Source organism: Curtobacterium sp. AC273 (genome assembly GCF_979253735.1).
Genome location: NZ_CEEDDU010000014.1, coordinates 118,094 through 135,688 on the forward strand (window position 1 = coordinate 118,094; position 17,595 = coordinate 135,688).

12 protein-coding genes and 4 pseudogenes are annotated in these 17,595 nt (G+C 72.0%); 13 read left to right on the top strand and 3 right to left on the bottom strand.

The features are described from left to right. Nucleotides 1-153 precede the first annotated feature (153 nt). The 6 genes from ACZ8AI_RS21800 to ACZ8AI_RS21825 all read left to right on the top strand — a co-directional run bounded on the left by ACZ8AI_RS21800 (nucleotide 154) and on the right by ACZ8AI_RS21825 (nucleotide 7,335). The gene (locus ACZ8AI_RS21800; RefSeq protein WP_022906362.1) at nucleotides 154-1,149 is read left to right on the top strand and encodes a DNA-directed RNA polymerase subunit alpha; all 996 of its coding nucleotides are present in this window, start codon (nucleotides 154-156) and stop codon (nucleotides 1,147-1,149) included. Nucleotides 1,150-1,217: 68 nt separating this feature from the next. Next, entirely contained in the window at nucleotides 1,218-1,799 is a 582-nt protein-coding gene (rplQ, locus tag ACZ8AI_RS21805; RefSeq protein ID WP_071292530.1) for a 50S ribosomal protein L17, read from the top strand. A 208-nt stretch (nucleotides 1,800-2,007) separates the two neighbouring features. Further along, nucleotides 2,008-3,126: an FUSC family protein gene (locus ACZ8AI_RS21810; RefSeq protein WP_464859812.1), complete on the top strand. Its 1,119-nt coding sequence runs from the start codon at nucleotides 2,008-2,010 to the stop codon at nucleotides 3,124-3,126. A 39-nt stretch (nucleotides 3,127-3,165) separates the two neighbouring features. Beyond that, nucleotides 3,166-3,540 (top strand): ArsR/SmtB family transcription factor, encoded by a 375-nt coding sequence (locus ACZ8AI_RS21815; protein WP_464859813.1) that lies wholly within the window; start codon nucleotides 3,166-3,168, stop codon nucleotides 3,538-3,540. Between the two features lies 1 nt (nucleotide 3,541). Continuing rightward, nucleotides 3,542-4,030: an SRPBCC family protein gene (locus ACZ8AI_RS21820; protein WP_464859814.1), complete on the top strand. Its 489-nt coding sequence runs from the start codon at nucleotides 3,542-3,544 to the stop codon at nucleotides 4,028-4,030. A 47-nt stretch (nucleotides 4,031-4,077) separates the two neighbouring features. Further along, complete coding sequence (locus tag ACZ8AI_RS21825; RefSeq protein ID WP_464859815.1) at nucleotides 4,078-7,335, top strand: AfsR/SARP family transcriptional regulator; 3,258 nt, start codon at nucleotides 4,078-4,080, stop codon at nucleotides 7,333-7,335. On the opposite strand, the gene ACZ8AI_RS21830 is transcribed toward ACZ8AI_RS21825, so the two are convergent. Then, on the bottom strand, nucleotides 7,304-8,137 hold the full coding sequence (locus ACZ8AI_RS21830) for an ABC transporter permease (protein WP_464859816.1): 834 nt from the start codon (nucleotides 8,135-8,137) through the stop codon (nucleotides 7,304-7,306). The genes ACZ8AI_RS21825 and ACZ8AI_RS21830 overlap by 32 nt on opposite strands. Continuing rightward, complete coding sequence (locus tag ACZ8AI_RS21835; RefSeq protein WP_464859817.1) at nucleotides 8,134-9,123, bottom strand: ATP-binding cassette domain-containing protein; 990 nt, start codon at nucleotides 9,121-9,123, stop codon at nucleotides 8,134-8,136. The genes ACZ8AI_RS21830 and ACZ8AI_RS21835 overlap by 4 nt, the downstream gene beginning before the upstream one ends. Nucleotides 9,124-9,232: 109 nt before the next feature. Here ACZ8AI_RS21835 and truA point away from each other — a divergent pair. The 7 genes and pseudogenes from truA (at nucleotide 9,233) to glmM (ending at nucleotide 16,449) form a co-directional block, all read left to right on the top strand. Next, nucleotides 9,233-10,137, top strand: a pseudogene (gene truA / locus ACZ8AI_RS21840) (tRNA pseudouridine(38-40) synthase TruA). Continuing rightward, complete coding sequence (locus ACZ8AI_RS21845; RefSeq protein WP_464859818.1) at nucleotides 10,134-10,880, top strand: MBL fold metallo-hydrolase; 747 nt, start codon at nucleotides 10,134-10,136, stop codon at nucleotides 10,878-10,880. Before truA ends, ACZ8AI_RS21845 begins: the two are co-directional and overlap by 4 nt. A 231-nt stretch (nucleotides 10,881-11,111) precedes the next feature. Continuing rightward, the gene (locus tag ACZ8AI_RS21850; RefSeq protein WP_464859819.1) at nucleotides 11,112-12,689 is read left to right on the top strand and encodes a lamin tail domain-containing protein; all 1,578 of its coding nucleotides are present in this window, start codon (nucleotides 11,112-11,114) and stop codon (nucleotides 12,687-12,689) included. Next, entirely contained in the window at nucleotides 12,686-14,026 is a 1,341-nt protein-coding gene (locus ACZ8AI_RS21855; RefSeq protein ID WP_464859918.1) for an ExeM/NucH family extracellular endonuclease, read from the top strand. Before ACZ8AI_RS21850 ends, ACZ8AI_RS21855 begins: the two co-directional genes overlap by 4 nt. Before the next feature lie 57 nt (nucleotides 14,027-14,083). Next, nucleotides 14,084-14,529 (top strand): annotated as a pseudogene (rplM, locus tag ACZ8AI_RS21860) (50S ribosomal protein L13). Nucleotides 14,530-14,567: 38 nt separating this feature from the next. Then, nucleotides 14,568-15,054: pseudogene (rpsI, locus tag ACZ8AI_RS21865) on the top strand (30S ribosomal protein S9). 22 nt (nucleotides 15,055-15,076) lie between these two features. Then, nucleotides 15,077-16,449 (top strand): annotated as a pseudogene (glmM, locus tag ACZ8AI_RS21870) (phosphoglucosamine mutase). 137 nt (nucleotides 16,450-16,586) lie between these two features. On the opposite strand, the gene coaA reads toward glmM, so the two are convergent. After that, complete coding sequence (gene coaA / locus ACZ8AI_RS21875) at nucleotides 16,587-17,489, bottom strand: type I pantothenate kinase (protein ID WP_464859820.1); 903 nt, start codon at nucleotides 17,487-17,489, stop codon at nucleotides 16,587-16,589. Nucleotides 17,490-17,595 lie beyond the last annotated feature (106 nt).

Consider the following 17,595-nt stretch of genomic DNA (forward strand, 5'->3'; position numbering starts at 1 on the left):
TCCGGGGCGAGCAGGGCCCGCGGCCATTCCTGGTCGTTCGATCGCGCACTCCGGTGCGCGTGATCACAACTCAACAGACCCGTCGGGGCCCGGTCGGCCCCGTCGTACCGCCGAGTGTCATATAGCGGACACTCCGCCGAAAGGAATCCCACAGTGCTCATTGCACAGCGCCCCACCCTGACCGAGGAAACGATCTCCGAGTTCCGCTCGCGCTTCGTCATCGAGCCGCTCGAGCCGGGCTTCGGGTACACCCTCGGCAACTCGCTGCGCCGCACGCTCCTCTCCTCGATCCCCGGCGCGGCCGTCACCAGCATCCGCATCGACGGCGTCCTCCACGAGTTCAGCACCGTTCCCGGTGTCAAGGAAGACGTCACCGAGATCATCCTCAACATCAAGAGCCTGGTCGTCTCCAGCGAGCACGACGAGCCGATCACCGCGTACCTGCGCAAGCAGGGTGCCGGTCAGGTCACCGCAGCGGACATCTCCGCTCCGGCCGGCGTCGAGATCCACAACCCGGACCTCGTCATCGCGACCCTGAACGACACCGCGCGCTTCGAGCTCGAGCTCACGATCGAGCGTGGCCGTGGCTACGTGTCGGCGACGCAGAACCGCTCGGAGTTCTCCGAAGCGGGTCAGATCCCGATCGACTCGATCTACTCGCCCGTCCTGAAGGTCACCTACCGCGTCGAGGCGACGCGTGCCGGTGAGCGCACGGACTTCGACCGCCTGGTCGTCGACGTCGAGTCGAAGCCGGCCATCACGCCGCGCGACGCCATCGCATCGGCTGGCCGGACGCTCGTCGAGCTGTTCGGGCTCGCCCGCGAGCTCAACACGGCGGCCGAGGGCATCGAGATCGGCCCCGCGCCGGTCGACGCGGTGCTCTCGAACGAGCTGCAGACCCCGATCGAGGACCTCGACCTGTCGGTCCGCAGCTACAACTGCCTCAAGCGGGAGGGCATCAACACGGTGTCCGAGCTCGTCGCCCTGTCGGAGACGCAGCTCATGAACATCCGCAACTTCGGTCAGAAGTCGGTGGACGAGGTCAAGGACAAGCTCACCGAGCTCGGCCTGTCCCTCAAGGACACCGTCCCCGGATTCGACGGCGCCCACTTCTACAGCGGGTACGACGAGGACGAGTCCAACAACTGACCTCGCGCTCACGCGCACGCGTGCCGCTGACGTAGCGCGCACCACTCTTTCACCACTGGAGAACTGACATGCCGAAGCCCACCAAGGGCCCCCGCCTCGGTGGCGGCCCCGCCCACGAGCGCCTGCTCCTGAGCAACCTCGCCAACGCCCTCTTCACGCACGGTCGCATCACGACCACCGAGACGAAGGCCAAGCGCCTCCGTCCCGTCGCCGAGCGTCTCATCACGTTCGCGAAGCGCGGCGACCTGCACGCCCGTCGTCGGGTCATCGCGGCCCTCCGCGACAAGACCGTCGTGCACACGCTGTTCACGGAGATCGCACCGCAGGTCGCCGACCGTCAGGGCGGTTACACCCGCATCACGAAGCTCGGCTTCCGCAAGGGCGACAACGCTCCACTCGCGTCGATCGAGCTCGTCCTCGAACCGGTGTCGGGCACGCCCGCCCCGGTGACCCGCACCACGGCTCCGGCCGCTGCTGCCCCGGTCGAGGAGCCGGCCGCGGACGAGACCACCGAGGAGGCGCCGGTCGAAGAGACCGAGACCACCGAGGAGTCCGCTCCGGTCGAGACGGAGACCGAGACCGAGGCTGCTGCCGAGGTCGAGGACGACGCTGCTTCGAAGTCCGACGACGCGAAGTCGGACGACAAGTAAGACCCAGCACCACCACAGGACGCCCCTGCGACGCACGTCGCGGGGGCGTCCTGTCGTTCCGGGGGTGACCGGACGGCGGCCTGGAGGCGCGGTGCGGGCCCGCCACGCGCCTCCAGGCCGTCATCGGACCAGTCCGGAGAACGCGGTTCCGTCCGTCCTGACAGCCCACCGGCCGTAGTGTGACCGGCCGACAGGACGAGAGGGACACATGCCGTTCGAGCACATCGCGGGGGTCGGTACCCGGGTCTGGCGGTGGAGCCGGGTCTCCGGGACGCAGCCGCGCCTGCTGCACGCCGCCAAGGCGGCAGCCGCGGCGGTGATCGCCTGGTTCATAGCCCGGCACGTGCCCGGAGTCGCGGCGGAGTACCCCTACTACGCGCCGCTCGGTGCGGTCGTGGCCATGCAGACGACGGTGTTCGCCGGCATCCGGAGCGGCGTGCAGACCCTGGTCGGGATCGCGCTCGGCATCGTCATCGCCGGATTCACGATGTGGGTGGGGGACCCCGGGTTCCTCGCGGTCGCGCTCGCGGTCGGAATCGGTGTGCTCGTCGGCGGGTTCCGCGTGCTCGGCGAGGGCAGCTCGTGGGTGTCCACCGCGGCGTTGTTCGTCCTGCTCGTCGGCGGGGCGCACGCGGAGGGGTACTCGCTCGGGTACCTCGTGCAGATGGCCGTCGGCGTGACCGTCGGGTTGCTCGTGAACTTCCTCGTCTTCCCGCCGTTGCACTTCTGGGACGCGGAGCACCGCATCGACGCGGTCAACGGGGTCCTCGCCGACCACCTCGAGGGGCTCGCGAACGTCCTCGAGGAGGGCAAGCGCGACGAGAAGGCCTGGGACCACCAGCAGGACCGGCTCGACCGGGCGATCGCCGACGTGCGCTCCCGGGTGTCGATCGCGCACGAGAGCCGGCGGCTCAACCCCCGCGGGGCACTCCGCGGCTCACGAGCCCGGCTGCAGCAGGACGGTGCCCGCTTCCGTGCGCTCGAGCGGGTGGCCTGGTACACGACGGACCTCACCGAGCTCGTCGCACGCTCCGGGCCGGTGTCCGAGGGGCTCGGGCGGCCGGACCCGGCGTTCGCGGAACCGCTGTCGAAGGCGATGCGGCGGCTCTCGTGCGTGATCCGTGGCGAGTGCCCCGAGGAAGAGGGCGACGAGGCTATCGCGGAGGTCGAGCGGGCGCTGGACGCGTCGCGGGCGAACCCGTCGCACGTGGCGGTGACCTCGGCGGCGCTCGTCGCACTGCGGGGCATCGTCGAGTCCGAGCGGCGCGCGACCGTCGACCTGGACACCCGGACGGGGCCGTCGGCGTTCGGGCGTCCGCGCGGCTGAGTCCTCGACTTCATAACACCTCGGTTATAGAGTGCGGCCGTGCACGCATTCGACGTCCTCGGTGACCCCGTCCGGCGGCGGCTGGTGGAGCTCCTCGCCGAGGACGACCACACCGCCGGCGCACTGACGGACGTCATCGCCGACGAGTTCGGCATCTCGCAGCCGGCCGTGTCGCGACACCTGCGGGTGCTGCGCGAGGCCGGGTTCGCGTCCGCCGCACCGCGGGGGACGTCGCGCGTGTACCGGCTGGAACCCCGCGCGGTCGAGGAGCTCGACCACGCCGTCGAACGGTACCGCGCGCTCTGGCGGCAGCGGCTCGACGCCCTCTCGACCGAGATCGCACGCGGGCGCCGCGCGGGATCCCGACCCGGCGCCCCACGACCGGACGCCCCACGACACGACGAGGAGTCATGACATGCGCACCACCGACGGCACCATCGACGACCTACCCGGCGGCGGGTACCTCCTCCGTTTCGCCCAGACCTACCCGACCACGCCCGAGGACCTGTGGGACGCCGTGACCGACCGCGAGCGCCTCTCGTGCTGGATGGCGCCGTACGAGGGGGACCTGCGGCTCGGCGGCCGCTGGCTCGCCCGGTTCGACGACGGGACCGCCTTCACCGAGGGCACCGTCACGGCGTGCGACCCGCCGCGCTCCTTCACGACGACCTGGCAGGCCCGTGGCGAGGACGAGACGACGGTCGTCGTCACGGTCGAACCCGCGCCGGACGGTGCGTCGCTCCGGCTCGAGCACGCCGGCATCGGGAGCCGGGACTACGGCGCCGGGTGGCACACCTACCTCGAGCTGCTCGAGCTCGACCTCGCCGGGAACCACGACGGCGTCGCCGCGTTCGACTGGGACGCGCGGTACGCCGAGCTGCAGTCGCGGTACCGGGGCGAATGACCCCGGTCGTGGGCGGATCGGGCACCGTCCGTCCGTAGACTCGCACCGTGCCCGAGCAGCCCCGCATCGCCGTCCTCGGACCCGTGACGGTCGTGGGTCCGACGGGAGCGCCGACGCCGGTCCCGGGGGCCCTCGCACGGTCGTTCCTCGCCGCGCTCGTGCTCGCCCGCGGGCACGCCGTCACGACCGAGGCGCTCATCGACGAGCTCTGGCCGGTGGACCAGCCCCGCGGTGCCCGGGCGGCGCTGCAGACCCTCGTCTCGCGGCTGCGTCGCACCGTCGCGGACGGCGTCGTCGTGTCCACCAGCACCGGGTACGCGCTCGGGTGCGAGCCCGACGACGTCGACCTCGCCCGCGCCGAACGCGCAGCGGCAGACCACGCCGACCCGGAGACGGTGCGTGCCGTCCTCGACCTCTGGCGGGGGACCCCTGGTGACGACGTCGAGGGCGACCTCGGTGCCGCGCTCGCCGAACGGGCAGCGGCAGCCCGGCGCGCGCTCCGGCGTTCGCTCGGCACCGCGCTGCTCGACGCCGGGCAGGTGGACGAGGCCGTCGACGTCTGGACGACGGAGGCCCGGGCGAACCCCTTCGACGAGGCCGCGGTCGCCGGGTCCATGCGGGCCCTCGTCGCAGCCGGTCGGACGGCCGAGGCGCTCGCGGCCTTCGCAGCGCACCGCGACCGCCTGGCCGACGAGCTCGGAGCGGATCCCTCGGCCGACCTGGTGCGGCTCAACGCGGACCTGCTCCGGCGTGGGGCCGCCGACACCGGGCGCGCTCGTCGCATCGGCCTCCGCGCTGCGCCGAACACGCTCGTCGGCCGGCAGGAGGACCTCGACACCGTCGCCGACCTGCTGTCGCGGCACCGGCTCGTGACGATCCTCGGCGCGGGCGGCCTCGGGAAGACGCGTCTCGCGCAGGCCGTCGCCGCCGAGGTGCCGGCCACCTGCGGCGTCGTCGTGTTCGAACTCGCGCCGCTCGCCGCCGAGGACGTCGTGCCGGCACTCGGGGCGCTCCTCGGGATCGCCGAGTTCCGCTCCGCACGGTCGCTGCGTGACGCCGTGGTCGCCGACCTGCAGGGGCGCGTCGTCCGAGCGCTCGCCGACGGCCCGACACTGCTCGTGCTGGACAACTGCGAGCACCTCGTCGACACCGTGGCCGGCTTCGCCGCGGACCTGCTCGCCGCCGCCCCGGACCTCCGGATCCTCACGACGTCGCGGGCAGCCCTCGCGATCGCCGGCGAGGCCGTGGCGCCCCTCGCGCCCTTGCCGGTCGAGGCCGACGGCGCCGCTGTCCGCCTGTTCACCGAGCGTGCCCGTGCCGCGCGCCCGGGAGCCGTCCTGCCGGTCGACGCCGTGCGGCGCATCTGCACGCGCCTCGACGGGTCACCGCTCGCGATCGAGCTGGCCGCGGCACGGATCCGCGGCATGAGCACCGCCGAGATCGAACGGCGGCTGGACGACCGGTTCGCGCTCCTGCGCGGTGGCGACCGGAGTGCGCCCGAACGGCACCGCACGCTGCTCGCCGTCATCGAGTGGAGCTGGCGGCTGCTCGACGAGGGCGCGCAGGACCTGCTCACACGCCTCGCGCTCTTCCCGGACGGGCTCGCGGTCGACGCGGTCGAGGCGGTCGCGGCACCCGATCGCCGGCGCGACGCCCTCGACGACCTGGCCGAGCTCGTCGAGCAGTCCCTCGTGCAGCTCGTCGAGCACGAGGGGGAGCCGGTGCGCTACCGCCTGCTCGAGACCGTCCGCGAGTTCGGCGCCGCCCGCCTCGACGAACGCGGGACGACCGAGGCGGTCCGCACGGCCATGATCGGCTGGGCCCGGACGTTCACCGCCGACCGGAACCTCTTCACCATCACCGGCGAGGACCAGCTCCGCCGGTTCCACGAGGTGCGCCGCGAAGCGGACAACCTGGTGACCCTGCTGCGCTGGAGCCTGCGCGCCGAGGACGCCCCGGCGACGGCGCAGGTGTTCGCGGCCCTCGGCGGGTACTGGACGCTGCGCGGTGCCCACGGCGAGGTCGTGGCGATCGCCGCCGACGTCGTCGACGTGCTGCGCCGGACGCCCCCGGCCGACGAGGACGTCGCCGCGACCGAGGTCGGACTCCTCGTCGCCGGAGCCTCCGCCGCGTTCGAGGGTCGGCGGGTCACCGCCCGTGCGGTCTCCGTGCTCCGGCACCTGCGGCGTCGCGTCGGGCCGACCGGGTTCCCGGTGCTCGACGCCCAGGTCGCCCTGCTGCTCACCCTCGGCCGACCCGCCGAGGGGACCGCGCTCCTCGCCCGGATGCGCACCGACCCGGACCCCGGGGTCGCGTGCCTCGCGAACATGCTCAGCGCACCGCTCGCCGAGAACGACGGCGAGACCGCGGCGGCACTCCGCTACGCTACGCGCGCGCAGGAGCTATCCGGCACCACCCGGGACGCCTGGACCACCGGCACCGGCGCGGTCACCATGACCCAGCTGCTCGCCCAGACCGGCGACCACGCCGGGGCGCTCGTGGTCGCCGACGTGGCGCGCGACCAGCTCGAGCGCTTCGGGGCCGACGACGACCTGTACGAGATCGGTTGGACGGTCGGACTGTGTTCCGCCTCGACCGGGGACGTCGAACGCGCTCGCGGCGTCGCGGCCGACCTGCGGCTGCGGCCCGTGGAGGGGCGTGGCGGCTTCGACGGGGACCGCTCGCAGATCGGGGTGCTCGCCGTCGCCATCTCGGCGGAGTGCCTGCGGTACGAGGGCGACCTCGACCGCGCCGCCGCGGAGTACACCGCGGCGTGGGAGTGGGTGGCGCCGTTCCGGAAGCAGACGCCGCACTGGACCGTGATGGCGGGGGCCGCGCGGATCGCGGCGGTCGACGAGGCGGCGGCGAGCCGTACCGGCGGAGCCGCACCGCGCCTCCAGGCCGCCGAACGGGACGTCGCTCGCCGCATCCGGGTCGGGGCACTCGTGATGCTGCGCCTGCACCCGTGGTGGTTGGACCTGCCCGTCATCGGCACCACGCTGGCCGGGCTGGCGGTCGCCGCTGCCCGCTCCGGCGAGCCCGAGCACGCGGCCCGCTGCTGGGCGTTCGCCACCCGGTTCGGGTCGCGGCAGGACTTCGCGGTCTTGCTGCACCGCCGGCTGCGACCGCTGCTCGCCGACGCGGTCGGGGAGTCGACGCTCGCCGACGCCGAGACGGCCTCGGCCGGGTGGGACCGGGCCGAGGCCGTCCTCGCGAGCGCGGCTCCTGCTCGAGGAGCTCCGCTTCGGACCCCGCTGATGGGCCCGCTGCCCGTCAGGCCTTCCGCATGTACGCCCGCACCGTGAGCGGGGCGAACACCGCGACGATCACGGCGGCGCCGAGCAGGCTGATCCAGAGGTCGCCCGTGACGGTGCCGTGGTTGATGAGGTCGCGGACCGCGGTGATGAGGTGCGAGATCGGGTTGACCTCGGAGAACCAGCGCAGCCAGTCCGGCAGCGTGTCCGCGGGGACGAACGCGTTCGACAGGAACGTCAGCGGGAACAGCACCATGTTCGAGATGCCGGAGACGCTCGAGGCCGTGCGGGCGATCACGCCGAAGTAGGCGAAGATCCAGCTGACGGCCCAGGCGACCACGACGACGAGCAGGCCGGCGAGGACCACCGCGCCGACGCCGCCCTCGGGACGGAGCCCCATCGCGAAGCCGGTGGCGAAGGTGATGGTCGTCGCGATGGCGTACCGGACGGTGTCGGCGAGCAACGCACCCGCGAGCGGCGCGATGCGGGCGATCGGCAGGGACTTGAAGCGGTCGAAGACGCCCTTGTCCATGTCCTCGCGGAGCTGGACGCCCGTGACGATCGACGACGTGATGTTCGTCTGCACCAGGATGCCGGGGATGATGATCGGCAGGTAGCTGCCGATGTCGCCGGCGATCGCGCCACCGAAGATGTACGTGAACATCACGGTGAAGATGATCGGCATGAGCGTCACGTCGAACAGCTGCTCGGGCGTCCGACGGACCTTCACCAGGCCCCGGTACGCCATCGTGAAGGACTGCCGGACCGTGGCGCCGAGTCCGGAGCCGCCGACGCCGGGGCGCGGGGTGATCCGCGGGGTGGACGTGCCCGTGGAGGGGGTGATGGTGGTCATGCGTTGCTCGATTCGAGGTCGGCGTCGGCGGGCTCGTCTGCGGTCGCCGGCGCACCCGTGATGGTGAGGAAGACCTCGTCGAGCGTCGGCTTCTGCACGCTCATCTCGGCGAGGGAGATGCCGGCTTCGCGGAACGACACCAGCAGGTCGGTGACGCGGTCCGGGTCGGACATCGGGGCGGTCAGCCGCGAGCCCTCGGGGCTGGCCACCGCGTCGACGCCGAGGGTGTTCCGGACGAGCGCCCGTGCCGCGTCGAGGCGCAGTGCGTCCGTCAGCCGGAGCTGCAGCGACGACGTACCGATCGAGGACTTCAGCTCGTCGCTCGTGCCCTCGGCGACCACCCGACCGTGGTCGATCACGGCGATGCGGTCGGCGAGCTGGTCGGCCTCGTCGAGGTACTGCGTCGTCAGGAGCACGGTCGAGCCGGTCGCGACGAGCTCGCGGATGGTGTCCCACATCTGCGCCCGGGTCCGGGGGTCGAGCCCGGTCGTCGGCTCGTCGAGGAAGATCAGCGGCGGCTGCGCGATGAGGCTCGCCGCCAGGTCGAGACGCCGGCGCATGCCACCCGAGAAGTTCTTCAGCGGTCGGGAAGCGGCCTCGGTCAGGCCGAAGCGCTCGAGCAGCTCGACGGCCTTCCGCTTCGAGTCGGCCCGGCTCAGGCCGAGCAGTCGCGCGAAGATGACGAGGTTCTCGGTCGCGCTGAGCGTCTCGTCGACGCTCGCGTACTGCCCGGTGACGCCGATCAGGGACCGGACGACCTGCGCCTCGTGGCGGACGTCGTGCCCGAACACGCGGGCCTCGCCGCCGTCCGGCCGGAGCAGGGTCGCGAGCATCGAGATGGTGGTGGTCTTGCCGGCGCCGTTCGGGCCGAGCACGCCGTAGACCGTCCCGGCCTCCACGCGGAGGTCGACACCGTCCACTGCCCGGTTCGTCCCGAAGGTCTTCACGAGACCGGTGGCCTCGACCGCGAGCGGTGTGGTGGTCATCGCGGATCCTCTCCTGGTGACTCGACGGCGATCGTCGATGTCGAGGACGATCGTGCCGCCGGGCGCTCACGTGGCACTGACGCGGCACTGACATCGCTACCGTGGGGGTGTGAGTGAGCACGAGCAGGTCCGGCTGCGGCTCGACGTCGCCTACGACGGTGCCGCGTTCTCCGGGTGGGCCCGGCAGCCCGGGCTCCGCACCGTGCAGGAAGCGCTGGAGAGCGCACTCGCCACCGTCTTCACCCGCTGGGGCGAACCCCGCAGCTCACCGTCGCCGGACGCACCGACGCCGGGGTGCACGCCACCGGGCAGGTGGCGCACCTCGACCTCACCGCCGAGCAGTGGGGCGCCCTCACCCGGCCCCGGCGCTCCGCACCGGACGGGCCACCGCGCGCCACGCTCGACGGACTGGTCAAGCGCGTCAACGGCATCGCGGCACCCGAGGGGGACGTCGTCATCACCCGGGCCTCGGTCGCGCCCGACGGGTTCGACGCGCGCTTCTCCCCGCTCTGGCGGCGCTACGACTACCGGATCGCGGACGCCGACGCCGGTCGCGATCCACGTCGGCGGGGGCACACGGTGTGGCACCCGACGCGGCTGGACCCGGCGGCGATGGAGCGCGGTGCGCTGCGGTTGTTGGGGCTGCACGACTTCGCGACCTTCTGCAAGCCGCGCGAGGGCGCGACCACGATCCGGACGCTGCAGGAGTTCCGCTGGGACCGTGAGCCGGACGGCGTGCTGGTGGCGCGCCTCCAGGCCGACGCCTTCTGCCACTCCATGGTGCGGGCGATGGTGGGGGCGACCATCGCGGTGGGGGAGGGGCGCTTCGGGCCGGACCGTCTCGAGGAGCTGCGCACGGCGCAGACCCGCACGAGTGCGTTCAAGACCGCGCCGGCGAAGGGGCTCACCCTGACCGAGGTCGGGTACCCGGCCGACGACGAGCTCGCCGCCCGGGCCGAGCAGACGCGCGCCCGGCGCGTGGCGGAGGAACCCTCCGCTACCGTCGAGGGATGAGCTCCCGCGAACCCCGGTCCGTCGTCTCCGTCGCCCCCGGTGTGGTCTTCGTCGAGGGGCCCGTGTCGAACTGGGTCGTCCTGGCGGAAGAAGACGGGGTCGCGCTCATCGACGCGGGCTACCCGGCCGACACCGACCTCGTGCTCGACACCGTCCGGTACGCCGGGCACGACCTCGACGACCTGCGCCGCGTCTACGTCACACACGGGCACGTCGACCACGTCGGTGGGATCCCCGGCATCCTGGCGCGCCACCCGCACGTCGAGGTCCTGGCGCACGCCGACGAGCTCGACAACGTGCGCGGTCCCGTCCGGCAGCAGGTGACCCCCGCGGAGATCGGCGGGCGGCTGGCGTCGCCGCGGGTGCTCCGGTGGCTCGCGCGCGCGATCCGGTCCGATGCGCTCCGGCCCACCACCGTGCCCACGGCGCGGGCCTTCACCGGCGCGGACTTCGACGGTCGGGCGATCACGCCGCTGCCCGCCGAGGGGCACACCGACGGGTCCACGGCGTACCTGCTGCCGGCGGCGAACGCGATCGTCACCGGGGACGCGGTCGTGAGTCGGCACGACACGCAGCCGGCGTCGTGGTCGCCGCGGCCGCGGATGATCACGCCGTTCTTCACGGCGGACCAGTCGCGGGCGATCGAGTCGGCGCGGGCGCTGCCGATCCCCGAGATCCTGCTGCCGGGGCACGGGCCGGCCGTGCACCGTGTCGGTGCGGAGTGGGTGCCGGTCAGCGCCTGAGGCTGTTCCGGCGCCGCGGCGCGCCGATGGAAAGTGGAATCGGGCATACCTGGTCGGAAGGAACGACCAGGGACGCCCGGAACGACCAGGGACGCCCGGAACGACCAGGGACGCCCGGAACGACCAGGTACGCCCGGAACGACCATGCCCGCACGCACCCCGATCAGGGGTGGAACGGATCGTTCACCCGCCGGAAACCTGAGCGGCGCCGCAGCTCGGTAGCGTGCGGGCATGCACAGATCCGTCGGGCGCACTCTGCTGTGCGCCACCGCTGCCGCAGCGCTCCTCGCGGCCCCGCTCGTCTCCGTCACCACCGCGAGTGCGAACCCCGCCGGCACCGGGCTCGTCATCGAGGAGGCCTACCTCAAGGGCGGCAGCGCGAACCAGCCCTTCACGAACAAGTTCGTCGAACTCGGCAACCCGACCGACACCGCCGTCAGTGTCGACGGCTGGTCCGTGCAGTACCGCGCCGCGACCGGCACCGGTACGCCCGCGGTCGGCAAGCTGAGCGGCTCCGTCCCGGCGCACGGCACGTACCTGGTGCAGATGGGCTCGAACGGCACGAACGGCGAGGCCCTGCCCGAGGCGGACGCCGTCACGGGTCTGAACCCTCCGGCTCCACCGGCACCCTCGTGCTCGCCGACCAGGCGACGGCGCTGTCGCTGCCCGCGAAAAAAAAAAAAAAAAAAAAAAAGGGCGGTCGCCACCGGCACCCCGGGCGTCGTCGACCTGCTCGGCTACGGCACGTCGAACACGTTCGAGACCGCGGTCGCCACGGCGGGCACGGCGAACTCGGTGCCGGACGGCCTGACCCGCCAGGGCACCACGGACACCGACTCGAACGCGGCGGACTTCACCGTCACGTCCACGATCACGCCCGAGAACGCCGCGGGCGAGACCGGCCAGCCGACGGACCCGACCGACCCCACTGACCCGACCGACCCCGGCACCCCGGCCGAGCAGGTCACGATCGCGCAGCTGCAGGGCACCGGCACCGCCTCGCCGTACGCCGGCAAGGCGGTCACCACGGACGGCGTCGTCACGGCGGTCTACGCCACCGGCGGCTTCAGCGGCTACACGGTCCAGACCGCCGGCACCGGCGGAGCGCTCGACCTCGCGACGCACACCGCGTCGGACGCCGTCTTCGTGTACTCGGCGGCGACCGCGGGCAGCGTGGCGATCGGCGACGCGGTCCGCCTGACCGGCACCGTCTCCGAGTTCAACGGCCTGACCGAGCTGACGGTGCCCACCGCCGCCGGTCTGGACGAAGCTCCCCGCGGCCGGTGTGGTCCAGCCCGTGCCGGCCACCCTGACGTTCCCACGGACCGACGCGCAGCGGGAGTCGCTCGAGAGCATGCTCGTCGCGCCGCAGGGTGCGTACACGGTCGCCGACAACTACACGACGAACCAGTACGGCGAGGTCGTCCTGGCGTCCGGCACGAAGCGCCTGCTGCAGCCGACCGAGGTCGCCCGCCCGGGCAGCGCCGAGGCGGCGGCCGTGACGGCGGACAACGCGGCCCGCAAGGTCGTCCTCGACGACGGCGCGAGCACGAACTTCCTCAGCGCGGCGAACCAGTCGATCCCGGTGTCGTGGCTCACCCAGGGCCCGGTCACGGTCGGGGCCAGCGCGACCTTCGCGAAGCCCGTCGTGCTCGACTACCGGAACGACTCGTGGAAGTTCCAGCCGACGTCGCCGATCACCGGGGCGACCCCCAAGGCGGAGCTGCCCGCGTCGTTCTCGAACGTGCGGACCACGGCCTCCCGAGAACGTCGGCGGCGACATCCGCCTCGCCGGCTTCAACGTCCTGAACTACTTCCCGACGACCGGCGACCAGCTCACCGGCTGCACGTACTACAACGACCGCGACGGCGACCCCGTCACGGTGCGGGACGGCTGCGACGCCCGCGGTGCGGCGAACGCGGACGACCTCGCCCGCCAGCAGGTGAAGATCGTCAAGGCCATCAACGGTCTCGGCGCCGACGTCGTCTCCCTCGAGGAGATCGAGAACTCGGCCCGCTTCGGCCAGGACCGCGACGCCGCCGTGGCCACCCTCGTCGCCGCGCTCAACCAGGCGACCGGCAAGGACACGTGGGCGTACGCGAAGTCGCCGTCGAAGCTCCCCGCGAGCGAGGACGTCATCCGCCTCGCGCTCATCTACAAGAAGGACCGCGTGCAGCCGGTCGGCGGGTCGACGATCCTCACCGACTCGACGGCGTTCGCGAACGCGCGCCAGCCGCTCGCGCAGGCCTTCGCCCCGGTGACCGCGAAGCCCGGCAAGGGCAACGGGAAGCCGTCGAAGCCGTCCGCGAAGGACACCTTCCTGGTGATCGCGAACCACTTCAAGTCGAAGGGCTCCGGCACGGGTGCGGACGCCGACCAGGGTGACGGGCAGGGCGCCTCGAACGCCTCACGTGTCGCGCAGTCGAAGGCGCTCGTCGCGTTCTCGACCGCGATGCAGCGGCAGTCCGGCACCGACAAGGTCTTCATGCTCGGCGACTTCAACGCCTACAGCCAGGAGGACCCGGTGGCCGTCCTCGACCAGGCCGGCTACACCGACCTCGGGCCGACGCGGGACGCCTCCGAGTGGTCGTACGTGTTCAGCGGTCTGAGCGGATCGCTCGACCACGTGTTCGCCTCGCCCGCGGCGCTGCAGACCGTGACGGGCGTGGACATCTGGAACATCAACTCGGTCGAGTCCGTCGGCCTGGAGTACAGCCGCTACGACTACAACGTCACGGACCTGTACCAGGACGACGTCTACCGTGCGAGCGACCACGACCCGATCCTGGTCGGCATCGATCTGCCCGGCGTCTCCACCCCGGGTGACGGCGGGAACCCGGGCCACGGTGGCGGGCCCGGTCACGATGGCGAAGCCGGGTCACGGCGGCGGCACGCTCGCCGACGCGCTCGCCGCACTCGCGGCGCTCATCGCCTGGTTGCGCAGCCTGTTCGGCTGACGGACGTAACCACTCCTCGGACGGGAGGCGCGGTGCCAGCCGGCACCGCGCCTCCCGTCCGCCGTCCGCTCGCGTTTGACCGACGTGACGCGCGTCGGGTAGGCTCTCACCTTGGTCTGCGTGCCCCGCACGCAAGACAGTCAGATGGGCCCTCCACCTGGGTGTTCCACCGGCTTCTGCCGCGCTGAACCCCAACCGGAGCGGGATTCACGGACTCCTCACCTCGACACGAAAGCAGCACTCCTGTGACTCGCACGTTCTCACCGAAGCCGGCTGACGTCCAGCACGACTGGATCGTCATCGACGCGACCGACGTCGTCCTCGGCCGTCTCGCCTCGCACGTCGCCGCACTCCTCCGCGGCAAGCACAAGGCCACCTTCGCCCAGCACATGGACATGGGTGACTACGTCATCATCGTGAACGCGGACAAGGTCGCCCTGACCGGTTCCAAGCTCGCGAAGAAGGTCTACTACCGCCACTCGGGCTACCCGGGCGGCCTCACGGCGACCTCCTACCCGGAGATGCTCGAGAAGACCCCACCCGCGCCGTCGAGAAGGCGATCCGCGGCATGCTCCCGAAGAACACGCTGGGCCGCGAGCAGCTCAAGAAGCTCAAGGTGTACGCGGGTGCCGAGCACCCCCACGCCGCGCAGCAGCCCAAGACGTACACCTTCGACCAGGTCTCGCAGTAACAGCGGCCACGACGACTTCCAAGGACTAGAGAAAACTCATGGCTCAGATCGCTGATTCCCTCGACCAGACCCCGGAGAGCTTCACCACGGAGAGCGCACCCGCCGCTGCCGAGGCCGCTCCCCGTCAGATCCTCAACGTCTCCGGCGGTGCCGTCGGGCGCCGCAAGGAGGCCATCGCGCGCGTCCGCCTCGTGCCGGGCTCCGGCACCTTCGTGGTGAACGGCCGCACGCTCGAGGACTACTTCCCGAACAAGCTGCACCAGCAGCTCATCAACGACCCGTTCAAGGTGCTCGAGCTCCTCGGCTCGTACGACGTCGTCGCCCGCATCACCGGTGGTGGCCCCTCGGGTCAGGCCGGCGCGCTCCGCCTCGCCATCGCCCGCACCCTGAACGAGATCGACCGCGAGAACAACCGCGCGACCCTCAAGAAGGCCGGCTTCCTCACCCGTGACGCCCGCGTCATCGAGCGCAAGAAGGCCGGTCTCAAGAAGAGCCCGCAAGGCGTCGCAGTTCTCGAAGCGCTAGTCGCCACCGGCTGAAGATCGCAATGCCGCGTCTGTTCGGTACCGACGGGGTTCGTGGTCTCGCCAACGGCGAGCTGACGGCCGCGCTCGCACTGGGTCTTGCCCAGGCGAGCGCGGCCGTTCTCCACACGGACACCACGCCGACGCCCGCCGGGCGTCCGGCCGACCGCGCCCGCGCGCGGTCCTCGCGCGCGACCCGCGTGTCTCCGGCGAGTTCCTGGGCTCCGCGGTCGCGGCCGGGCTCGCCTCCGCAGGCGTCGACGTCCTCGACGCCGGGGTCATCCCGACCCCCGCAGCGGCGTTCCTCGTCGCGGACATCGACGCCGACTTCGGCGTGATGATCTCCGCGTCGCACAACCCCGCTCCCGACAACGGGATCAAGTTCTTCGCCGCCGGTGGCCGCAAGCTCCCGGACGAGGTCGAGGACCGCATCGAAGCGGCCATGCACGACCACTCGGCACCCACCCCCACGGGCATCGACGTCGGGCGCATCTCGCGGTTCGCCGACGCGGAGGACCGCTACGTCGTCCACCTGCTCGGCACGCTGCCGCATGCGGCTCGACGGCATCCACGTCGTACTCGACTGCGCGAACGGTGCCGCCGCCGGCGTCTCGCCCGAGGTCTTCGTCAACGCTGGTGCTCGCGTGACGCTCATCGGCGCCGACCCCGACGGCTGGAACATCAACGACGGCGTCGGGTCCACCCACATCGACAACCTCGCCCGCGCGGTGCTCGAGCACGGTGCCGACGTCGGCATCGCGCACGACGGTGACGCGGACCGTTGCCTCGCGGTGGACGCCGCCGGCAACGCGATCGACGGTGACCAGATCATGGCGATCCTCGCGCTGTCGCTGCAGGAGCGCGGGCGCCTGAAGGACGACACCCTCGTCGCGACGGTCATGTCGAACCTCGGGCTGAAGCGCGCCATGGCCGACGCGGGCATCACCGTGATCGAGGCCGGCGTGGGCGACCGCTGCGTGCTCGAGAAGATGACCGAGGGCGACTTCTCGCTCGGTGGCGAGCAGTCCGGCCACATCATCTTCAACGAGTTCGCGACCACCGGCGACGGCATCCTCACGGGCCTGCACCTCGTCGCCGAGATGGCCCGCACCGGCAAGTCCCTGCAAGGCTCGCCGCGTGCATGACGGTGTTCCCGCAGGTGCTGCTCAACGTGCGTGGTGTCGACCGGCACGGGCTGGCCGACCAGGGCGTGCAGGACGCCATCGCCGCCGCGAGCGAGGCGCTCGGGGACAGCGGCCGCGTGCTGCTCCGTCCGTCGGGCACCGAGCCCGTCGTGCGGGTGATGGTCGAGGCTGCCTCGCAGGACGACGCCCAGCGCATCGCCGAGGAGCTCGCCGCCGTCGTGCAGGAGCGCTTGGCGCTCGACGCCGCGTAGGCGCCTGCGCCGCGCCTGCGCCGCGCGCAGTCTCCCTCTCCCTCGCAAAACGCAACCTCGGCGGTTGCTCGCAGCGGTATTCCTCTGCGGGCAACCGCCTTCGTTGCGTTTTGCGGTGGCGCCCGGCCGCGCCCGCGTCAGATCTTGCGGAGCAGCACCGAGTTGACCTTGTGGTTCGCGCCCTTCTTCAGCACGAGGGTGGCGCGGGAGCGCGTCGGCAGCACGTTCTCGATCAGGTTCGGCTCGTTGATCGCCCGCCACACCTGGGTCGCCGTCTCCACCGCGTCCTCGCGGGAGAGCGAGGCGAAGCGGTGGAAGAACGAGTCCGGGCTCGCGAAGGCCTCTTCCTGCAGAGCCAGGAACCGGTCGACGTACCAGGACTCGATGTCCTTCGTCTTCGCGTCGACGTAGATCGTGAAGTCGAACAGGTCCGAGAGCGCCAGTCGTCCGTGCACGGGCAGGGCGAGCACGTTCAGCCCCTCGACGATGAGGACGTCGGGCTGCCGCACCACGATCTCGGCATCGGGCACGATGTCGTAGACCAGGTGCGAGTAGTACGGCGCCCGGACCTCGGTCGCCCCGCTCTTCACCTGGCTCACGAAGCGCAGCAGGGAGCGGCGGTCGTACGACTCCGGGAAGCCCTTCCGGTCCATGATCCCGCGGCGCTCCAGCTCGGCGTTCGGGTACAGGAAGCCGTCGGTCGTCACGAGCTCGACCCGCGGGGTGTCCGGCCAGCGCTTCGTCAGCTCGCGCAGCAGACGGGCGACCGTGGACTTGCCGACCGCGACGGAGCCGGCGACACCGATGACGAACGGCGTGCGTCCGGCGCGCTCCCCGAGGAACCGACTCGTCTCGGCGTGCAGGTTCCGTGCGCCGGCCGCGTACAGCGTCAGCAGCCGGGAGAGCGGCAGGTAGACCCTCCTGCACCTCCTGCATGTCCAACCGGTCGCCGAGACCGCGCAGCTGCACGATCTCGGTCTCGGTGAGCGACAAGTGCTCCTTCGGGCGAGCTGCGACCACTCTCCTCGCGGGATCTCCACGAACGGGGTCGGGTGCGCGACGGCGGTCTCCCCGAGAACGGCATGGGATCGAGCGTACAGACGGGAGGCCCGGTGCACGTGAGCCGGTCTGCTCACGTGCACCGGG

Coding starts and splice junctions, on each gene's coding strand:
- rplQ (WP_071292530.1), top strand. CDS start 1,218: ATGCCGAAGCCCACCAAGGGCCCCCGCCTCGGTGGCGGCCCCGCCCAC.
- ACZ8AI_RS21810 (WP_464859812.1), top strand. CDS start 2,008: ATGCCGTTCGAGCACATCGCGGGGGTCGGTACCCGGGTCTGGCGGTGG.
- ACZ8AI_RS21820 (WP_464859814.1), top strand. CDS start 3,542: ATGCGCACCACCGACGGCACCATCGACGACCTACCCGGCGGCGGGTAC.
- ACZ8AI_RS21830 (WP_464859816.1), bottom strand. CDS start 8,137: ATGACCACCATCACCCCCTCCACGGGCACGTCCACCCCGCGGATCACC.
- ACZ8AI_RS21835 (WP_464859817.1), bottom strand. CDS start 9,123: ATGACCACCACACCGCTCGCGGTCGAGGCCACCGGTCTCGTGAAGACC.
- ACZ8AI_RS21845 (WP_464859818.1), top strand. CDS start 10,134: ATGAGCTCCCGCGAACCCCGGTCCGTCGTCTCCGTCGCCCCCGGTGTG.
- ACZ8AI_RS21850 (WP_464859819.1), top strand. CDS start 11,112: ATGCACAGATCCGTCGGGCGCACTCTGCTGTGCGCCACCGCTGCCGCA.